The sequence below is a fragment of the Streptomyces venezuelae genome, from assembly GCF_008642295.1.
Taxonomy (GTDB): domain Bacteria; phylum Actinomycetota; class Actinomycetes; order Streptomycetales; family Streptomycetaceae; genus Streptomyces; species Streptomyces venezuelae_C.
The window spans coordinates 4,136,662-4,153,393 of sequence record NZ_CP029190.1 but is presented as its reverse complement, the minus strand read 5'-3'; the positions used below and the strand labels follow the sequence as shown (position 1 = coordinate 4,153,393).

Sequence of the window (16,732 nt, the reverse complement as noted above, 5' to 3'; positions counted from 1 at the left end):
GCACGCCTCCCGGCCGAACGCCATTTCCACGGCACCTCCCCACCGTTGGGCTAACACTCAGACCAGCATGCCCCGCAGCGGGAACACCGCCCGCCTGGTCGCCAGTACGGCCTGGTCGATCCGGTCCGCCGGGTCGTACCCGTCCTCCCAGTCCCGCCACCGCGGAGTACGGCCGTCCGTCATCCGGGCCGGAGCCGGCTGCCGCGTCAGCGCATACACCTGGTCCCGCCAGGAAGCCGGCACCACCGACTCCGGCTCCACCGGCCGGTGCCCGGCGATCCCCACCAGATGGGTCCACGACCTCGGCACCACGTCCACCACCGCATACCCGCCGCCGCCGAGGGCCAGCCAGCGGCCGTCCGCGTAGCTGTGCGCCAGTGTGTGACAGGCCTCCTGGACGGCCCGCTGCGCATCCAGCGACACCGCCAGGTGCGCCAGCGGATCCTCGAAATGCGTATCGGCCCCGTGCTGGGACACGATCACCTGCGGCCGGAAGTCAGCCAGCAGCTCGGGCACGGTGGCATGGAAGGCCCGCAGCCAGCCCTCGTCCCCGGTGCCGGCCGGCAGCGCCACATTCACCGCGGACCCCTCGGCCGCCGCCCCGCCCGTCTCCTCGGGCCAGCCGGTCTGCGGAAACAGCGTCCTCGGGTGCTCGTGCACCGAAATGGTCAGCACCCGCGGATCGTCCCAGAACGCGGCCTGGACCCCGTCCCCGTGGTGCACGTCCACATCCACATAGGCGACCCGCTCGGCCCCCAGCTCCAGCAGCCGCGCGATCGCGATCGCCGCATCGTTGTAGACGCAGAACCCGGCGGCCCCGCCCGGCATGGCGTGGTGCAGCCCGCCGGCGAAGTTCACCGCGTGCTCCGCCTCACCGCGCCAGACGGCCTCGGCCCCCGCCACCGACTGCCCGGCGATCAACGCCGACGCCTCGTGCATCCCGTGGAACGCCGGATCGTCCAGGGTCCCCAGCCCGTAGGACCCGTCCGCCACCCCCGGATCGGCGGAGACCTCGCGGACGGCGGCGACATAGTCCTCCCGGTGGACCAACCGCAGGGTCGACTCCCCCGCCGCCTTGCCCGCCCGTACGTCCAACCGCCGGTCCAGCCCGAAGGCGCGCACCAGCCCCATGGTCAGCGCCAGACGCACCGGATCCATCGGATGGCTGGGCCCGAAGTCATACTTCGTTACCGCCTCGTCCCACATCAACAACCCGTGGCCGCTCATGCCCGACACCGTATCGGGCGTCCTCCGCACCGAACGATCGGGCGTACACCAGCGTCACCAGGACCAGCACCATGGGCACGGCCATGGCCCCCCGATAGCTCCAGGCATCCCCCAGCGCCCCCACCAACGGCGATCCGACCAGGAACCCGACGTAGTTGAAGATGTTCAGCCGGGCGATCGCCGCATCGGAATTCCCGGGGAACAGCCGCCCCGCCGCCGCGAAGGTCTGGGGCACGATCACACACAGCCCGAGCCCCAGCAGGGTGAACCCCAGCATGCCCACCCAGGGGCCGGGCGCGACGGCCACCACCCCGAACCCGCCGGCCGCCAGCAGGGTCCCGCCCCGCACCACGGCCACCGCCCCGAACCTCCGTACGCCGTAGTCCCCGGCGGCCCGCCCCAACAGGGTGGTCACCATGTAGAGGTTGTACGGCACGGTCGCCAGCTGCTCGGAACTCCCCAGCACGTCCTGGAGGTACTTGGCGCTCCAGTTGGAGACGGTCGAGTCCCCGATGTACGCACACGCCATCACCAGGCACAGCGGCAGCAACAACCCCCCGAACCCCGCGCCGCCACCGTCACCACCGACCGGCTCCTTCCCTGCCTCCCCCGCATCGAGGTAGAACCGGCTGCCGGCCAGAGCCCCCGGCAGCAGCAGCGCCACCGCGGGCAGATAGGACACGAACAGGGACAGGTGCCAGTGCGCCCCGGCCCAGGCGGCGGACGCCCCGACGATCCCGCCGAGGCTGTACGCGGCATGGAAACCCAGCATGATGCTGCGGCCGTAGGCCCGCTGGAGGCTCACCCCGAGCATGTTCATGGCCGCGTCGAGCGCACCCACGGACAGTCCGAACGCCGCCAGCGCGCAGGCCACTTGCCACAGCCCGTTGCCGGCCCCGACCCCGAGCAGCGCCAGCAGCACCAGGGGCTGCGACCACCGCAGCACCGTGCTGGGCGGCACCTTCTTCACCAGCTTCTCGGTGACCACGCTGGACACCCCGGCCAGGATCGGCACGGCGGCGAGGAAGACGGGCAGCAGCCCGTCGGATATCCCGTACCGGTCCTGGATGGCCGGGATCCGCGTCACCAGCAGCGCAAAGGTGACCCCCTGCACGAAGAAGGAGAACCCCAGGGCCGCGCGCCCGCGCCGCTGCATCACCGTCGCCGTCACCGTCATGGCGGCACAGCGTAGGCCCGGTGACTACTCGTGGGTAGAGATCAGACCGATCAGACTGGCGAGCTCCTTCATCTCCCCGAACAGCCCGGTGGCCGCCGCCAGCTTCCCTGCCCCCGTCATCGCGGTGAACCCGTGCACATCCATCCCGGCCGCCACTGCGGCCTCGACCCCCAGCGGACTGTCCTCGACCACCACGCACCGGGACGGCTCCACGCCCATCTCCCGTGCCGCATGCAGGAACAGATCGGGGGCGGGCTTCCCCCGGCCGACGTCCTCGGCACTGAACACGACCCGGTCCTCGAACCACTCGGAGAGCCCGGCCACCCGATGCCCGGCCCGGATGCGCCGATGTCCGGAGGAGGAAGCCACGCAGTACGGCACCCCGGCCTCCCGCAGCCCGGCCAGCACCTCCGCGATCCCGGCCACGGGCTTCAACTCCCGCTCGAACCCGGCAAGCGTCCGCGCGAGCAGCACCTCGTTGAACTCCGCCGGCAGCCGCTGCCCGGTCCGCTCGTACACAAGGTCGTGTATGCGGTGCACGGCGGACCCCATGTAGTCGCGGAGCGAGTCCTCGTACGTGGTCGGATGCCCGAGCTCGGTCAGATACCCGGCAAGAATCCCATTGGCGAGCGGCTCACTGTCCACCAGCACACCGTCGTTGTCGAAAATGACAAGCTCATAGCGCATGGGACAAACATAAAGGGGATCGATCCTGTGCCCGGCTGGATACGCTGGCCAGTGCACCTACCAGGAGGAGATCATGGCCGACCTCACCCCCGAGCAGATGCGCCGACTACACGATTTCGCAGAGCATCTCGCGGAGCTGGCGGAGCATCAGGAAGACCAGTGGAAGGTGCAGACCACCGACGGGCAGATCTTCCTCACGATGATGAGCCCCACGGCTCCCCACGGGCTCAACGTGGTGCGGCTGCGCCGCCAGATCGAGGCCCAGGCACCTGAGGTCATCGCTCTCAGCGACACGAACATGGGCGATCCCGAAACCGGGCTCACCAAGGTCCCCGACCTGATGGTCATCGCGGAAGAGGACGCCGACGACACCGCGAAAGTCGTCAGCTCCCGTGACGTCCTGATGGTGGTGGAGGTCGTCTCCCGTACCAATTCCCTCACGGACATCCGCGACAAACTCCACGACTACCCACGGATGGGAGTTCCGCTGTACATGGTCGTGGACCCCCGGAAGGACAAGAGGACCGTCACGGTCTACAGCGACCCGTCGCGCGGCCCCGACGGTGTCCGGTACCGCAAGGAAGTCCCTTACGCCTTCGGTGACACGGTCACAGCCGGCCGCTGGACTCTCGACACGAGCAGCCTCAAGAGCTATCCCGCCGACTGGTGATGCGGGTCGGCAAAACCCGGGGGCGCCCGTAAAGGCACCCGTAAACGCAGAAAAGCCCCGCACCGGATCTTTCGATCGGTGCGGGGCTTTCCCACAATGATTGTTCGGCGGCGTCCTACTCTCCCACAGGGTCCCCCCTGCAGTACCATCGGCGCTGAAAGGCTTAGCTTCCGGGTTCGGAATGTAACCGGGCGTTTCCCTAACGCTATGACCACCGAAACACTATGAAGATATCAACCGGATGACAACACGGTCGTTACTTCAGAACTAACACAGTGGACGCGAGCAACTGAGGACAAGCCCTCGGCCTATTAGTACCAGTCAGCTCCACCCGTTACCGGGCTTCCACATCTGGCCTATCAACCCAGTCGTCTACTGGGAGCCTTACCCTCTCAAGGAGGTGGGAATACTCATCTTGAAGCAGGCTTCCCGCTTAGATGCTTTCAGCGGTTATCCCTCCCGAACGTAGCCAACCAGCCATGCCCTTGGCAGGACAACTGGCACACCAGAGGTTCGTCCGTCCCGGTCCTCTCGTACTAGGGACAGCCCTTCTCAATATTCCTACGCGCACAGCGGATAGGGACCGAACTGTCTCACGACGTTCTAAACCCAGCTCGCGTACCGCTTTAATGGGCGAACAGCCCAACCCTTGGGACCGACTCCAGCCCCAGGATGCGACGAGCCGACATCGAGGTGCCAAACCATCCCGTCGATATGGACTCTTGGGGAAGATCAGCCTGTTATCCCCGGGGTACCTTTTATCCGTTGAGCGACGGCGCTTCCACAAGCCACCGCCGGATCACTAGTCCCGACTTTCGTCCCTGCTCGACCCGTCGGTCTCACAGTCAAGCTCCCTTGTGCACTTACACTCAACACCTGATTGCCAACCAGGCTGAGGGAACCTTTGGGCGCCTCCGTTACCCTTTGGGAGGCAACCGCCCCAGTTAAACTACCCATCAGACACTGTCCCTGATCCGGATCACGGACCGAGGTTAGACATCCAGCACGACCAGAGTGGTATTTCAACGGCGACTCCACCATGACTGGCGTCACGGCTTCAAAGTCTCCCACCTATCCTACACAAGCCGAACCGAACACCAATATCAAACTGTAGTAAAGGTCCCGGGGTCTTTCCGTCCTGCTGCGCGAAACGAGCATCTTTACTCGTAGTGCAATTTCACCGGGCCTATGGTTGAGACAGTCGAGAAGTCGTTACGCCATTCGTGCAGGTCGGAACTTACCCGACAAGGAATTTCGCTACCTTAGGATGGTTATAGTTACCACCGCCGTTTACTGGCGCTTAAGTTCTCAGCTTCGCAACCCCGAAAGGTCACTAACCGGTCCCCTTAACGTTCCAGCACCGGGCAGGCGTCAGTCCGTATACATCGCCTTACGGCTTCGCACGGACCTGTGTTTTTAGTAAACAGTCGCTTCTCGCTGGTCTCTGCGGCCACCCCCAGCTCACGGAGTAAATCCGATCACCAGTGATGGCCCCCCTTCTCCCGAAGTTACGGGGGCATTTTGCCGAGTTCCTTAACCATAGTTCACCCGAACGCCTCGGTATTCTCTACCTGACCACCTGAGTCGGTTTAGGGTACGGGCCGCCATGAAACTCGCTAGAGGCTTTTCTCGACAGCATAGGATCATCCACTTCACCACAATCGGCTCGGCATCAGGTCTCAGCCTTATATGAGGGACGGATTTGCCTACCCCTCGGCCTACACCCTTACCCCGGGACAACCACCGCCCGGGCTGGACTACCTTCCTGCGTCACCCCATCGCTTACCTACTACAAGTCTGGTTCGTCGGCTCCACCACTTTCCTTTCCCCGAAGGGTCCGGAACGGCTTCACGGACTTAGCATCGCCTGATTCGATATTGGGCGTTTCAAAGCGGGTACCGGAATATCAACCGGTTGTCCATCGACTACGCCTGTCGGCCTCGCCTTAGGTCCCGACTTACCCTGGGCAGATCAGCTTGACCCAGGAACCCTTAGTCAATCGGCGCACACGTTTCTCACGTGTGTATCGCTACTCATGCCTGCATTCTCACTCGTGAACCGTCCACAACTGCCTTCCGGCGCTGCTTCACCCGGCACACGACGCTCCCCTACCCATCACAGCGGGCGTTGGCCCTATTGCTGCAATGACACGACTTCGGCGGTACGCTTGAGCCCCGCTACATTGTCGGCGCGGAATCACTTGACCAGTGAGCTATTACGCACTCTTTCAAGGGTGGCTGCTTCTAAGCCAACCTCCTGGTTGTCTCTGCGACTCCACATCCTTTCCCACTTAGCGTACGCTTAGGGGCCTTAGTCGATGCTCTGGGCTGTTTCCCTCTCGACCATGGAGCTTATCCCCCACAGTCTCACTGCCGTGCTCTCACTTACCGGCATTCGGAGTTTGGCTAAGGTCAGTAACCCGGTAGGGCCCATCGCCTATCCAGTGCTCTACCTCCGGCAAGAAACACACGACGCTGCACCTAAATGCATTTCGGGGAGAACCAGCTATCACGGAGTTTGATTGGCCTTTCACCCCTAACCACAGGTCATCCCCCAGGTTTTCAACCCTGGTGGGTTCGGTCCTCCACGAAGTCTTACCTCCGCTTCAACCTGCCCATGGCTAGATCACTCCGCTTCGGGTCTAGAGCGTGCAACTCAATCGCCCTGTTCGGACTCGCTTTCGCTACGGCTTCCCCACACGGGTTAACCTCGCTACACACCGCTAACTCGCAGGCTCATTCTTCAAAAGGCACGCAGTCACGAGACACCAAGCAAGCTTGGCATCCGACGCTCCCACGGCTTGTAGGCACACGGTTTCAGGTACTATTTCACTCCGCTCCCGCGGTACTTTTCACCATTCCCTCACGGTACTATCCGCTATCGGTCACCAGGGAATATTTAGGCTTAGCGGGTGGTCCCGCCAGATTCACACGGGATTTCTCGGGCCCCGTGCTACTTGGGAGATGAGCAAGCAAGCCGCTGATGTTTCGTCTACGGGGGTCTTACCCTCTACGCCGGACCTTTCGCATGTCCTTCGACTACATCAACGGTTTCTGACTCGCCTCACAGCCGGCAGACTGTGAAAGCTCATTCCCACAACCCCGCATGCGCAACCCCTGCCGGGTCTCACACGCATACGGTTTGGCCTCATCCGGTTTCGCTCGCCACTACTCCCGGAATCACGGTTGTTTTCTCTTCCTGAGGGTACTGAGATGTTTCACTTCCCCTCGTTCCCTCCACATGCCCTATGTGTTCAGGCATGGGTGACAGCCCATGACGACTGCCGGGTTTCCCCATTCGGACACCCCCGGATCAAAGCTCAGTTGGCAGCTCCCCGGGGCCTATCGCGGCCTCTCACGTCCTTCATCGGTTCCTGGTGCCAAGGCATCCACCGTGCGCCCTTAAAAACTTGGCCACAGATGCTCGCGTCCACTGTGTAGTTCTCAAGCAACGACCAGCCACCCATCACCCCACCAGACAAGCCGGTGAGTGCACTGGGGCCGGCATCGCGAAGGTTCGGCCAACCGGCCGTACCCTCAGATACCCAACAACGTGCCAGGCACGATTCTCGCCGCTATCGCTGTTTTCCACGCCGAAGCAGTACTAACAGGATGCCTTGAAGAACCGTGCCAACTAATCAACGTTCCACCCATGAGCAACCGTGCGAGTCATTCGCTCGCAGTCGGCTATGTGCTCCTTAGAAAGGAGGTGATCCAGCCGCACCTTCCGGTACGGCTACCTTGTTACGACTTCGTCCCAATCGCCAGTCCCACCTTCGACAGCTCCCTCCCACAAGGGGTTGGGCCACCGGCTTCGGGTGTTACCGACTTTCGTGACGTGACGGGCGGTGTGTACAAGGCCCGGGAACGTATTCACCGCAGCAATGCTGATCTGCGATTACTAGCAACTCCGACTTCATGGGGTCGAGTTGCAGACCCCAATCCGAACTGAGACCGGCTTTTTGAGATTCGCTCCACCTCACGGTATCGCAGCTCATTGTACCGGCCATTGTAGCACGTGTGCAGCCCAAGACATAAGGGGCATGATGACTTGACGTCGTCCCCACCTTCCTCCGAGTTGACCCCGGCGGTCTCCTGTGAGTCCCCATCACCCCGAAGGGCATGCTGGCAACACAGGACAAGGGTTGCGCTCGTTGCGGGACTTAACCCAACATCTCACGACACGAGCTGACGACAGCCATGCACCACCTGTATACCGACCACAAGGGGGGCACTATCTCTAATGCTTTCCGGTATATGTCAAGCCTTGGTAAGGTTCTTCGCGTTGCGTCGAATTAAGCCACATGCTCCGCTGCTTGTGCGGGCCCCCGTCAATTCCTTTGAGTTTTAGCCTTGCGGCCGTACTCCCCAGGCGGGGAACTTAATGCGTTAGCTGCGGCACCGACGACGTGGAATGTCGCCAACACCTAGTTCCCAACGTTTACGGCGTGGACTACCAGGGTATCTAATCCTGTTCGCTCCCCACGCTTTCGCTCCTCAGCGTCAGTAATGGCCCAGAGATCCGCCTTCGCCACCGGTGTTCCTCCTGATATCTGCGCATTTCACCGCTACACCAGGAATTCCGATCTCCCCTACCACACTCTAGCCTGCCCGTATCGAATGCAGACCCGGGGTTAAGCCCCGGGCTTTCACATCCGACGCGACAAGCCGCCTACGAGCTCTTTACGCCCAATAATTCCGGACAACGCTTGCGCCCTACGTATTACCGCGGCTGCTGGCACGTAGTTAGCCGGCGCTTCTTCTGCAGGTACCGTCACTTTCGCTTCTTCCCTGCTGAAAGAGGTTTACAACCCGAAGGCCGTCATCCCTCACGCGGCGTCGCTGCATCAGGCTTTCGCCCATTGTGCAATATTCCCCACTGCTGCCTCCCGTAGGAGTCTGGGCCGTGTCTCAGTCCCAGTGTGGCCGGTCGCCCTCTCAGGCCGGCTACCCGTCGTCGCCTTGGTGGGCCATTACCCCACCAACAAGCTGATAGGCCGCGGGCTCATCCTTCACCGCCGGAGCTTTCAACCCCCGCCCATGCAGGCAGGAGTGGTATCCGGTATTAGACCCCGTTTCCAGGGCTTGTCCCAGAGTGAAGGGCAGATTGCCCACGTGTTACTCACCCGTTCGCCACTAATCCACCCCGAAGGGCTTCATCGTTCGACTTGCATGTGTTAAGCACGCCGCCAGCGTTCGTCCTGAGCCAGGATCAAACTCTCCGTGAATGTTTACCCGTAATCGGGTGACACTCGCGTTGAGCGGGACGGTCATGCCGGAATATGGCCGACCGTCCACAGCGTCCTCGCTGTGTTTTGTTTCTTCAAAGGAACCTCATCCACCGAGGTGGACGGGGTATCAACTTCTGGCGTTGATTTTTGGCACGCTGTTGAGTTCTCAAGGTGCGGACGCTTCCTTTGTACTGACCCTCGCGGGCTTTCCTCCGGGCGCTTCCTTCGTTCTTGCGTTTCCGACTCTATCAGATCCTTTCGGACCCGATTTCCTCGGCGCTTTCCAGGTTCTCGCTTTCGCGTTTCCCTTTCCGGCGGTTCCGACTCTATCAGATCCTTTCGGGCCTGACTCCCAGTCAGCGGGGTTTGTCTTCCGGGCTGTTGGGCCGTTCCGACGTGGTGAGACCTTAGCGGATTCCTTGCCCCCGACCTAATCGGCGGCTGCGTCCTTCGGACACGGATTCCTCATTCGCAAATACGCATGAAAACGAGACGACACAGTGCGTCGTTCGTTCGAAATGAGTGTTGCGGAATGGCTGTCCGGGGACCGACCGCAGTCGGCGCTCACTTCGGACAACTCGAAGAACCTTACGGACCACACACACCTGTGTCAACCCCGGAAACCCCGGGCACGGGCCGCCCCCCAGGGCTAGCCTGGAGCCGTGACCACGCATGCACTCACGCTCAGCCTTCGCTGGTGGCCCGCCTGACGGCGGCCCACCTTCCACGCGAGCACGCATGCGCTCCACGGCCGCCGAAAGGGCGGCCGTTCTCGTTTCTCCCCTCCCGGGGTGGCTCGGTCGCCGCTGACAGCGCCGGCATCCACCGACACCACCCACACCACAGGGAGCACAGGGACATGACGAGGATCTTCAGCGGGGTCAAGCCGACAGGGCATCTGACGCTGGGCAACTACCTGGGGGCCGTACGGCAGTGGGTCGCCGCCGACCAGAAGCCCGACGAGGCCCTGTTCTGTGTGGTCGATCTGCATGCGCTGACCGTCGAGCACGATCCGGCGCGGGTGCGGCGGCTCAGCCGGCAGGCGGCGACTCTGCTGCTCGCGGCCGGGCTCGATCCGGAGCGCTGCACCCTCTTCGTACAGAGCCATGTCGACGAGCACACCCGGCTGTCCTATCTGCTGGAGTGCACGGCCTCGGACGGGGAGCTGCGGCGCATGATCCAGTACCGGGAGAAGGCGGGGAGGGCGCAGGCGGCCGGGGACGGGGTGCGGCTGTCGTTGCTGACGTATCCCGTGCTGATGGCGGCGGACATCCTGGCGTACCGGTCGGAGGAGGTGCCCGTCGGGGAGGACCAGCGGCAGCACGTCGAGCTGACCCGGGATCTGGCGGTGCGGTTCAACCAGCGGTACGGGCCGACGTTCACCGTGCCGAAGGCGACGCATCCGGCGGTGGCGGCGCGGGTGATGGACCTCCAGGACCCGCGGTCGAAGATGGGGAAGTCCCATGAGGTGAGTGCCGGGGTCGTCTATCTGCTGGACGAGCCGGCGGCCGTCACCAAGAAGGTGATGCGGGCGGTGACCGACACCGGGAGCGGGGTCGTATACGACCGCGAGGCACGGCCGGGGGTGGCGAATCTGCTGGACATCCTGGCCGCGTGCACGGGTGGCGATCCGGTGGAGCTGGCCGCCGGATACACGGGCTACGGGCAGCTGAAGCGGGATGTCGCGGAGGCCGTGGTCGAGCTGTTGCGGCCGGTGCGGGAGCGGCACGCCGAGCTGGCGGCCGATCCGGCGGCGGTGGACGGGGTGCTGCGTGCGGGGGCGGAGCGGGCCCGGGGCATTGCGCGGCCGGTCGTCGACGGGGCGTACGAGGCCATCGGGCTGCTCGCTCCCTGAAGGTGCCTGGTGCGGGCGTACGTACGGGCCCCCGGTGGGCGGGGCCCGTACGGCGTCGGCGTCAGCTGTTGCCGGTGGCGAGTTCGCGGCTGCGGTCGCGGGCGGCTTCGAGGGCGGCGATGAGGGCCGCCCGTACGCCGTGCTTCTCCAGCTCGACGATCGCGTTGATGGTGGTGCCGGCCGGGGAGGTGACGGCCTCGCGGAGCTTGACCGGGTGTTCGCCGCTGTCGCGGAGCATCACGGCGGCGCCGATGGCGGCCTGCACGATCAGGTCGTGGGCCTGGGCGCGGGGCAGGCCGAGGAGGATGCCGGCATCGGTCATGGCCTCGACGAGGAAGTAGAAGTAGGCGGGGCCAGAGCCGGACAGGGCGGTGGCCGCGTCCTGCTGGGATTCGGGGACGCGGAGGGTCTTTCCGACGCCGCCGAAGATCTCCTCGGCGTGGGCGAGGTCGGCGGCGCTGGCGTGGCTGCCGGCCGAGATGACGGACATGGCCTCGTCGACGAGGGCGGGGGTGTTCGTCATGACGCGGACGACGGGGGTGCCGGGGGCGAGCCGTTCCTCGAAGAAGGCGGTGGGGATGCCGGCGGCACCGCTGATGACCAGGCGGTCGGCGGGGACGTGCGGGGCGAGTTCTTCGAGGAGCTTGCCCATGTCCTGCGGCTTGACGGTGAGGATGAGGGTGTCGGCGCGCTTGGCGGCCTCGGCGTTGCTGACGGCCTCGACGCCGTAGCGGGTGCGGAGTTCCTCGGCGCGTTCGGGGCGGCGGGCGGTGACGAGCAGCTTCGAGGCGGGCCAGCCGCCCCGGATCATGCCGCTGAGCAGGGCCTCGCCGATCTTGCCGGTACCGAGGACTGCGACTGTCTGGGTCATGCCCGATTCACCTCGCCGAACTGGGGGTACGTACGCCGCCATCCTCGCACCCGGGCGGGTTCCGGGGGTGGGGTGTCCGGTCCGTGGTCAGGGGGTGCGGCGGCGGAGGGTGGCGGCGCCGAGGGCCAGGACGAGCAGGGCGCAGCCGGCGACGACGGCGACGTCGCGGAGGAATGCGGTGGTCATGTCGGTGTGGGTGAGGACCTGGGTCATGCCGTCGACGGCGTAGGACATGGGCAGGGCGTTGGAGATGCCTTCGAGTACGGGCTGCATGGTGCTGCGGGCGGCGAACAGGCCGCAGAGCAGCAGCTGGGGGAAGATCACGGCCGGCATGAACTGGACGGCCTGGAACTCGGAGGCCGCGAAGGCGGAGACGAAGAGGCCGAGGGCGGTGCCGAGCAGGGCGTCGAGCAGGGCGACGAGCAGCAGCAGCCAGGGGGAGCCGATGACGTCGAGGCCGAGGGCCCACAGGGCGGTGCCGGTGGCGAGGAGGGACTGGACCACGGCCAGGGCGCCGAAGGCGAGGGCGTAGCCGGCGATGAGGTCGCCCTTGCCCAGGGGCATGGCGAGGAGGCGTTCGAGGGTGCCGGAGGTGCGTTCGCGGAGGGTGGCGATCGAGGTGATGAGGAACATCGTGATGAGGGGGAAGATGCCGAGGAGGGATGCGCCGATGCTGTCGAAGGTGCGCGGGTTTCCGTCGAAGACGTAGCGCAGCAGGGTCAGCATCAGTACGGGGACCAGCAGCATCAGGGCGATGGAGCGCGGGTCGTGGCGCAGTTGGCGCAGGACGCGGGCGGCGGTGGCGGTGGTGCGGGCGCCGTTGATGACGGTGCTCATCGGGTCCCCTTGAGTGCTGCGGTGTGGGTGGCTTCGAGGGTGGCCTGGCGGGCGGCGGCGTTGGCCTCGTCGACGAGGTGGAGGAAGCCCGCTTCGACGGTGTCGGTGTGGGTGCGGTCGCGCAGGCCGTCGGGGGTGTCCTGGGCGAGGATGCGGCCTTCGCGCATGAGCAGCAGGTCGTGGCAGCGCTCGGCTTCGTCCATGACGTGGGAGGAGACGAGGAGGGTGGTGCCGCGGGTGCGGGCGATCTCGTGGAAGAGGTTCCAGAGGTCGCGGCGGAGGACGGGGTCCAGGCCGACGGTGGGTTCGTCGAGGACGAGCAGCTCGGGGGTGCCGAGCAGGGCGACGGCGAGGGAGACGCGGCTGCGCTGGCCGCCGGAGAGCTGGCCGGCCAGGGCGTCGGTGTGGGTGGTGAGGTCGACGTCGGCGATGACCCGGCGGACGGATTCCGCGCGGCGGTCGGCGGCGGCGCGTCCCGGTTCGAGGACGGCGGCGAAGTAGTCGAGGTTCTGGCGGACGGTGAGGTCGTCGTAGACCGAGGGTGCCTGGGTGACGTATCCGATGCGGGAGCGGAGGGTGGGGTGGCCGGCGGGCCGGCCGAGGACGTCGAGGGTGCCGGTGACGTGGGCCTGGGTGCCGACGACGGCGCGCATGAGGGTGGATTTTCCGCAGCCGGAGGGGCCGAGGAGGCCGGTGATGCGGCCGTGGGGGACGTCGAAGCCGAGGGCGTCGAGGACGGTGCGGAGGGTTCGGCCGGTGCCGCGGCGGACGGTGAGTCCGCGGGCGTGTACGGCGGGCGGGGGCACCGCCTCCCTGTTATTCATCATGTGATGAATAATGCGCCTGGCGGTGCCGGGGCGTCAACAGGCAGGGCGGGCGGGGCTACCGGGCCATCGGGTGGGCGCCTGGCTACTTCTTGCGCTTGGGGCGGCGGGCGGCCGGGTTTCCGGTCCGGGCGCTGCGGCGGCGGGCGAACTCGGTGGCGGCCTTCTCGTACTCGGCGCGGTGCAGCTTCTCACCGGGGGCCTCGACCAGGCAGCGCAGGAAGTACGCGACCAGGGAGCCGATGAAACCGATGGTCTTCAGACCCTTGAGGGAGGCCTCGTCCGAGGAGGGCGCCGGACGGCGGCCGAAGGACTCCCAGGTCTTGGCGAAGGCGATGGCGCTGCAGATCGCGAAGAGGACGACAACCGAGATGGAGAGGAAGGGCCCGACATCGCCGATCGCCAGGCCCTCGTAGGCGAGCTGGAGCAGCAGGGCGCCGGCCACGGCCGCGGCGAGCGAGCCGAGGGCCATGCCGACGCGGCGCAGCAGGTAGCCGCCGTCGCGGTTCACCCAGGTGGTGCCGAAGAACTTGATCGGCTCGGGCTGGGGGCCGGCGGCCGTGGTCTCGGCGGGGGCGTTCTGGTCACGCTGGTCTTCGCTCACACAGCCGATTATCGCCCGCCGGGCGTCGGCGGGTCAGCCGCAGCGGCTGGTGACGTACCCGTCGGCGCCGGTCTTCACGTACGCATCGGAGACGAACTCGCCGTTGCCCACGCAGTCCCAGATGTTGGAGGTGCCGTACGGGCCGGAGACCCTCGTTCCGGGGGTCTGGCAGTTGATCGTCACCCAGGCGCCGTACGGCAGCACCCGGACCACCGAGTAGTTGGTGCCGGGTCCGCTGCGGACGTTCACCCGGTAGCCGGGCGCGACCGGAAACGACGGGTAACCGCCGCCCGAAGCTGCACTGGTTTCGGCCAGGACTTCGGCCTGGGCTTCGGCCTGGCTTTCGCCCTGGTTCAGCTCGTTCTCAACCGACATGTACATCTCCCCCGTTGAGCGTTCCGCTCGGCAACTCGCGCAGGGTAGCAGGCTGCCGCGGAATCGTACGGCCCATCGACTAGGCTCCCGCGGGGGTGGTGGGCCATGCAGTCGTTGCGGGCGGAGCAGGCCGGATTTCCCGAGTACGCCGGCCAGTACCGGCTGGAATCCGTGCTCGGTTCCGGCGGCATGGGCGTCGTCCATCTGGCCGCCTCCGCCTCCGGTCTGAAACTCGCCGTCAAGGTCGTCCACGCCGAGCATGCGGTGGATCCCGAGTTCCGGGCCCGGTTCCGGCAGGAGATCGCCGCCGCGCGGCGGGTCAGCGGCGCCTTCACCGCCCCGGTCGTGGATGCCGACCCCGATGCCGAGCGGCCCTGGATGGCCACCCTGTTCATCGACGCGCCGACGCTCGCCGAGCGGGTGCGGGAGCGGCTGCTGGCGGGGCCCGAGCTGGCCCGGCTCGGCGCGGGACTGGCGGAGGCACTGCGCGACATCCACCGGGCCGGGGTGGTGCACCGGGACCTGAAGCCCAGCAACGTCCTGATGGCCGCGGACGGCGCGAAGGTGATCGACTTCGGGATCTCCCGGCCGTACGACAGCGATCTGCGGACCGAAACCGGGAAGCTGATCGGGACCCCGCCGTTCATGGCACCCGAGCAGTTCCAGCGGCCCCGGGAGGTCGGGCCGGCGGCGGACGTGTTCGCGATGGGTGCGGTGCTGGTGCACGCGGCCACCGGGCGCGGGCCGTTCGACTCCGACAGCCCGTACATCGTCGCGTACCAGGTGGTGCACAGCGAGCCCGATCTGACCGGGCTGCCGGCCGAGCTCGCGGTGATCGTCGGGCGCTGCCTCGCCAAGGATCCGGCCGAGCGGCCGTCCGCCGACGAGCTGATCGTCGCCCTGCGCGCGGCGGCGTACCCGACCTCCGAGGACACCCGGGCCTTCATCCCGCAGCCGCGCCGGCCGGCCGTCGCCGAGGAGGAGGTCACCCACCGGCGGATCCCGGCGGCTGCGGCGGAGGCGGCCGGGGAGCCGGGCGCGCCTTCGCCGGGCGGGCTCCGGCTGCGGCGGCGGACCGCCGTCGCCCTCGCGGTGACGGCGGGGCTGCTGCTCACCGGCGGTGCGGTCGGCGGCTACCTCCAGTTCCGTACGGCCGGCGAACCGGCCGGCACCGTGACGACGGCCGGGGAGCGCCCCGGCCCGAAGACGTTCCCGCCGTGGACGGCACAGCTGGGCCCGCAGCAGGCCGCGAACCAGGCACCGGCCTGCTCCTGGTCGGACGGCGCCCTGTACTGCTCGGGGCTGGGGGTGGCCGCGGCCCGGGTGGACCCGGCGGACGGCTCGAAGCGGTGGACCGTGGCCGCCGCCGGGAAGCCGGGGAGCACCGCGCAGCACACCGCCCCGCAGTACGCCGGCGGGCTGGTCCTCGCGGTCGCCGACGGCAGCGGACTCCTCCAGGCCCTGGACCCGGCGACCGGCGGACAGCGCTGGCGGAAGGAGCTGCCCGGGGGCGCGAAGGTGGTGCCAGCCGGGGCGCAGGTGCTGATCGCGGCCGTGGACGGATCGGTCACCGCGCTGGACGCGGCCACCGGCGCCGCCCGGTGGACCAAGCGGGTGGCCGGGGTGGGCTCCCTGTGGTGGACCGGCCCGGACCAGGACAGCCCGGACCAGGACAGCCCGGACCCGGCACGGACCGGTGTGTACGTGGCCACGCCCGGCCCCGACGGCACCTCGACCCGGGTCTCGGCGGTCGACCCGGCCGACGGGAGGGTGCTGTGGCAGCTCACCGCCCCGGGGTCGGCCGGCCCGGCCGGTGTGGCCGGGGGCGGGCTGTACCTGCCGGTGACCGACGTCCGCAGCTCGACCCGTTCCGTCCTCCGGATCGACCTGCGCACCCGGGCGGTCCGGGAGATCCCGCTGACGGCCCCGCTGGTCCAGGCGCAGGCCGCCGTCGGCACGGACCGGGCGGTGTACCTGTTCGGGACCTCGGGAACCCTGGTGGCCCTCGGCGGGCAGGGCGAGAAGTGGCGGCTGGAGACGGGGCTGAGCGTGGCGTCCCGGCCGGTGTTCGCGGACGGCCGGGTGCATCTGAGCGCGGCGGACGGCCGGCTGCTGGCCGTGGACGCGGCCACCGGACGCCCGGCCGGGCAGACCGACCCGCGGATGGGCACCGGCCGGAACACCTACGCCGGCACCCGGCCCGCGCCGGTCGTCGCCGGGGGCCGGGTCTTCGCCACCGCCCCCGACGGCTCCGTGTTCGCCGTGCCCGGCGCGGACCCGGCCGGCTGGTAGCGCAACGCACTACGCACAACACTGCGGCCCCGCCCGAAGGGATCGGGCGGGGCCGCGGCGTACGTACGAGTGGGGCGCCCGGC

At 67.0% G+C, this 16,732-nt stretch carries 11 protein-coding genes and 3 rRNA genes; 3 read left to right on the top strand and 11 right to left on the bottom strand.

The window, feature by feature from the left end; translation table 11 throughout:
- Window positions 1-57 precede the first annotated feature (57 nt).
- From DEJ50_RS18480 to DEJ50_RS18470, 3 genes are read right to left on the bottom strand one after another with little or no spacing between them, the layout of a single operon-like run.
- Window positions 58-1,227: an acetoin utilization protein AcuC gene (locus tag DEJ50_RS18480; RefSeq protein WP_150209084.1), complete on the bottom strand. Its 1,170-nt coding sequence runs from the start codon at window positions 1,225-1,227 to the stop codon at window positions 58-60.
- A complete protein-coding gene (locus DEJ50_RS18475; protein WP_223837804.1) occupies window positions 1,178-2,404 on the bottom strand; it encodes an MFS transporter in 1,227 nt (408 codons plus the stop codon). Before DEJ50_RS18475 ends, DEJ50_RS18480 begins: the two co-directional genes overlap by 50 nt.
- 24 nt (window positions 2,405-2,428) lie before the next feature.
- Complete coding sequence (locus tag DEJ50_RS18470) at window positions 2,429-3,091, bottom strand: HAD family hydrolase (RefSeq protein WP_150209083.1); 663 nt, start codon at window positions 3,089-3,091, stop codon at window positions 2,429-2,431.
- Window positions 3,092-3,164: 73 nt separating this feature from the next.
- On the opposite strand from DEJ50_RS18470, the gene DEJ50_RS18465 reads away from it, so the two are divergent.
- A complete protein-coding gene (locus DEJ50_RS18465) occupies window positions 3,165-3,761 on the top strand; it encodes a Uma2 family endonuclease (protein WP_150209082.1) in 597 nt (198 codons plus the stop codon).
- 102 nt (window positions 3,762-3,863) lie between these two features.
- On the opposite strand, the gene rrf is transcribed toward DEJ50_RS18465, so the two are convergent.
- From rrf to DEJ50_RS18450, 3 genes are all read right to left on the bottom strand, one after another.
- A 5S ribosomal RNA gene (rrf, locus tag DEJ50_RS18460) occupies window positions 3,864-3,980 on the bottom strand.
- 72 nt (window positions 3,981-4,052) lie between these two features.
- Window positions 4,053-7,176, bottom strand: a 23S ribosomal RNA gene (locus tag DEJ50_RS18455).
- Between the two features lie 286 nt (window positions 7,177-7,462).
- Window positions 7,463-8,988 (bottom strand): 16S ribosomal RNA (locus tag DEJ50_RS18450).
- Together the 16S, 23S and 5S rRNA genes form the textbook arrangement of a ribosomal RNA operon.
- An 862-nt stretch (window positions 8,989-9,850) precedes the next feature.
- Between DEJ50_RS18450 and trpS the strand changes: the two genes are divergently transcribed.
- Entirely contained in the window at window positions 9,851-10,846 is a 996-nt protein-coding gene (gene trpS, locus DEJ50_RS18440) for a tryptophan--tRNA ligase (RefSeq protein WP_150209081.1), read from the top strand.
- Between the two features lie 61 nt (window positions 10,847-10,907).
- Here trpS and proC read toward each other — a convergent pair whose 3' ends face one another.
- The 5 genes from proC to DEJ50_RS18415 form a co-directional block, all read right to left on the bottom strand.
- Complete coding sequence (gene proC / locus DEJ50_RS18435; RefSeq protein ID WP_150209080.1) at window positions 10,908-11,717, bottom strand: pyrroline-5-carboxylate reductase; 810 nt, start codon at window positions 11,715-11,717, stop codon at window positions 10,908-10,910.
- Window positions 11,718-11,804: 87 nt separating this feature from the next.
- Window positions 11,805-12,554 carry an ABC transporter permease gene (locus DEJ50_RS18430; RefSeq protein ID WP_150209079.1) on the bottom strand — a complete coding sequence of 250 codons (750 nt, stop codon included), beginning with the start codon at window positions 12,552-12,554 and terminating at the stop codon, window positions 11,805-11,807.
- A complete protein-coding gene (locus DEJ50_RS18425; RefSeq protein ID WP_150209078.1) occupies window positions 12,551-13,381 on the bottom strand; it encodes an ABC transporter ATP-binding protein in 831 nt (276 codons plus the stop codon). The genes DEJ50_RS18430 and DEJ50_RS18425 overlap by 4 nt, the downstream gene beginning before the upstream one ends.
- 82 nt (window positions 13,382-13,463) lie before the next feature.
- Complete coding sequence (locus tag DEJ50_RS18420) at window positions 13,464-13,982, bottom strand: hypothetical protein (protein WP_150209077.1); 519 nt, start codon at window positions 13,980-13,982, stop codon at window positions 13,464-13,466.
- A 33-nt stretch (window positions 13,983-14,015) separates the two neighbouring features.
- Window positions 14,016-14,357, bottom strand: coding sequence for an SH3 domain-containing protein (locus DEJ50_RS18415; protein ID WP_150209076.1), 342 nt, complete (start codon window positions 14,355-14,357; stop codon window positions 14,016-14,018).
- Between the two features lie 105 nt (window positions 14,358-14,462).
- Here DEJ50_RS18415 and DEJ50_RS18410 point away from each other — a divergent pair, with 105 nt between their 5' ends.
- A complete protein-coding gene (locus DEJ50_RS18410) occupies window positions 14,463-16,649 on the top strand; it encodes a protein kinase domain-containing protein (RefSeq protein ID WP_150209075.1) in 2,187 nt (728 codons plus the stop codon).
- Window positions 16,650-16,732 lie beyond the last annotated feature (83 nt).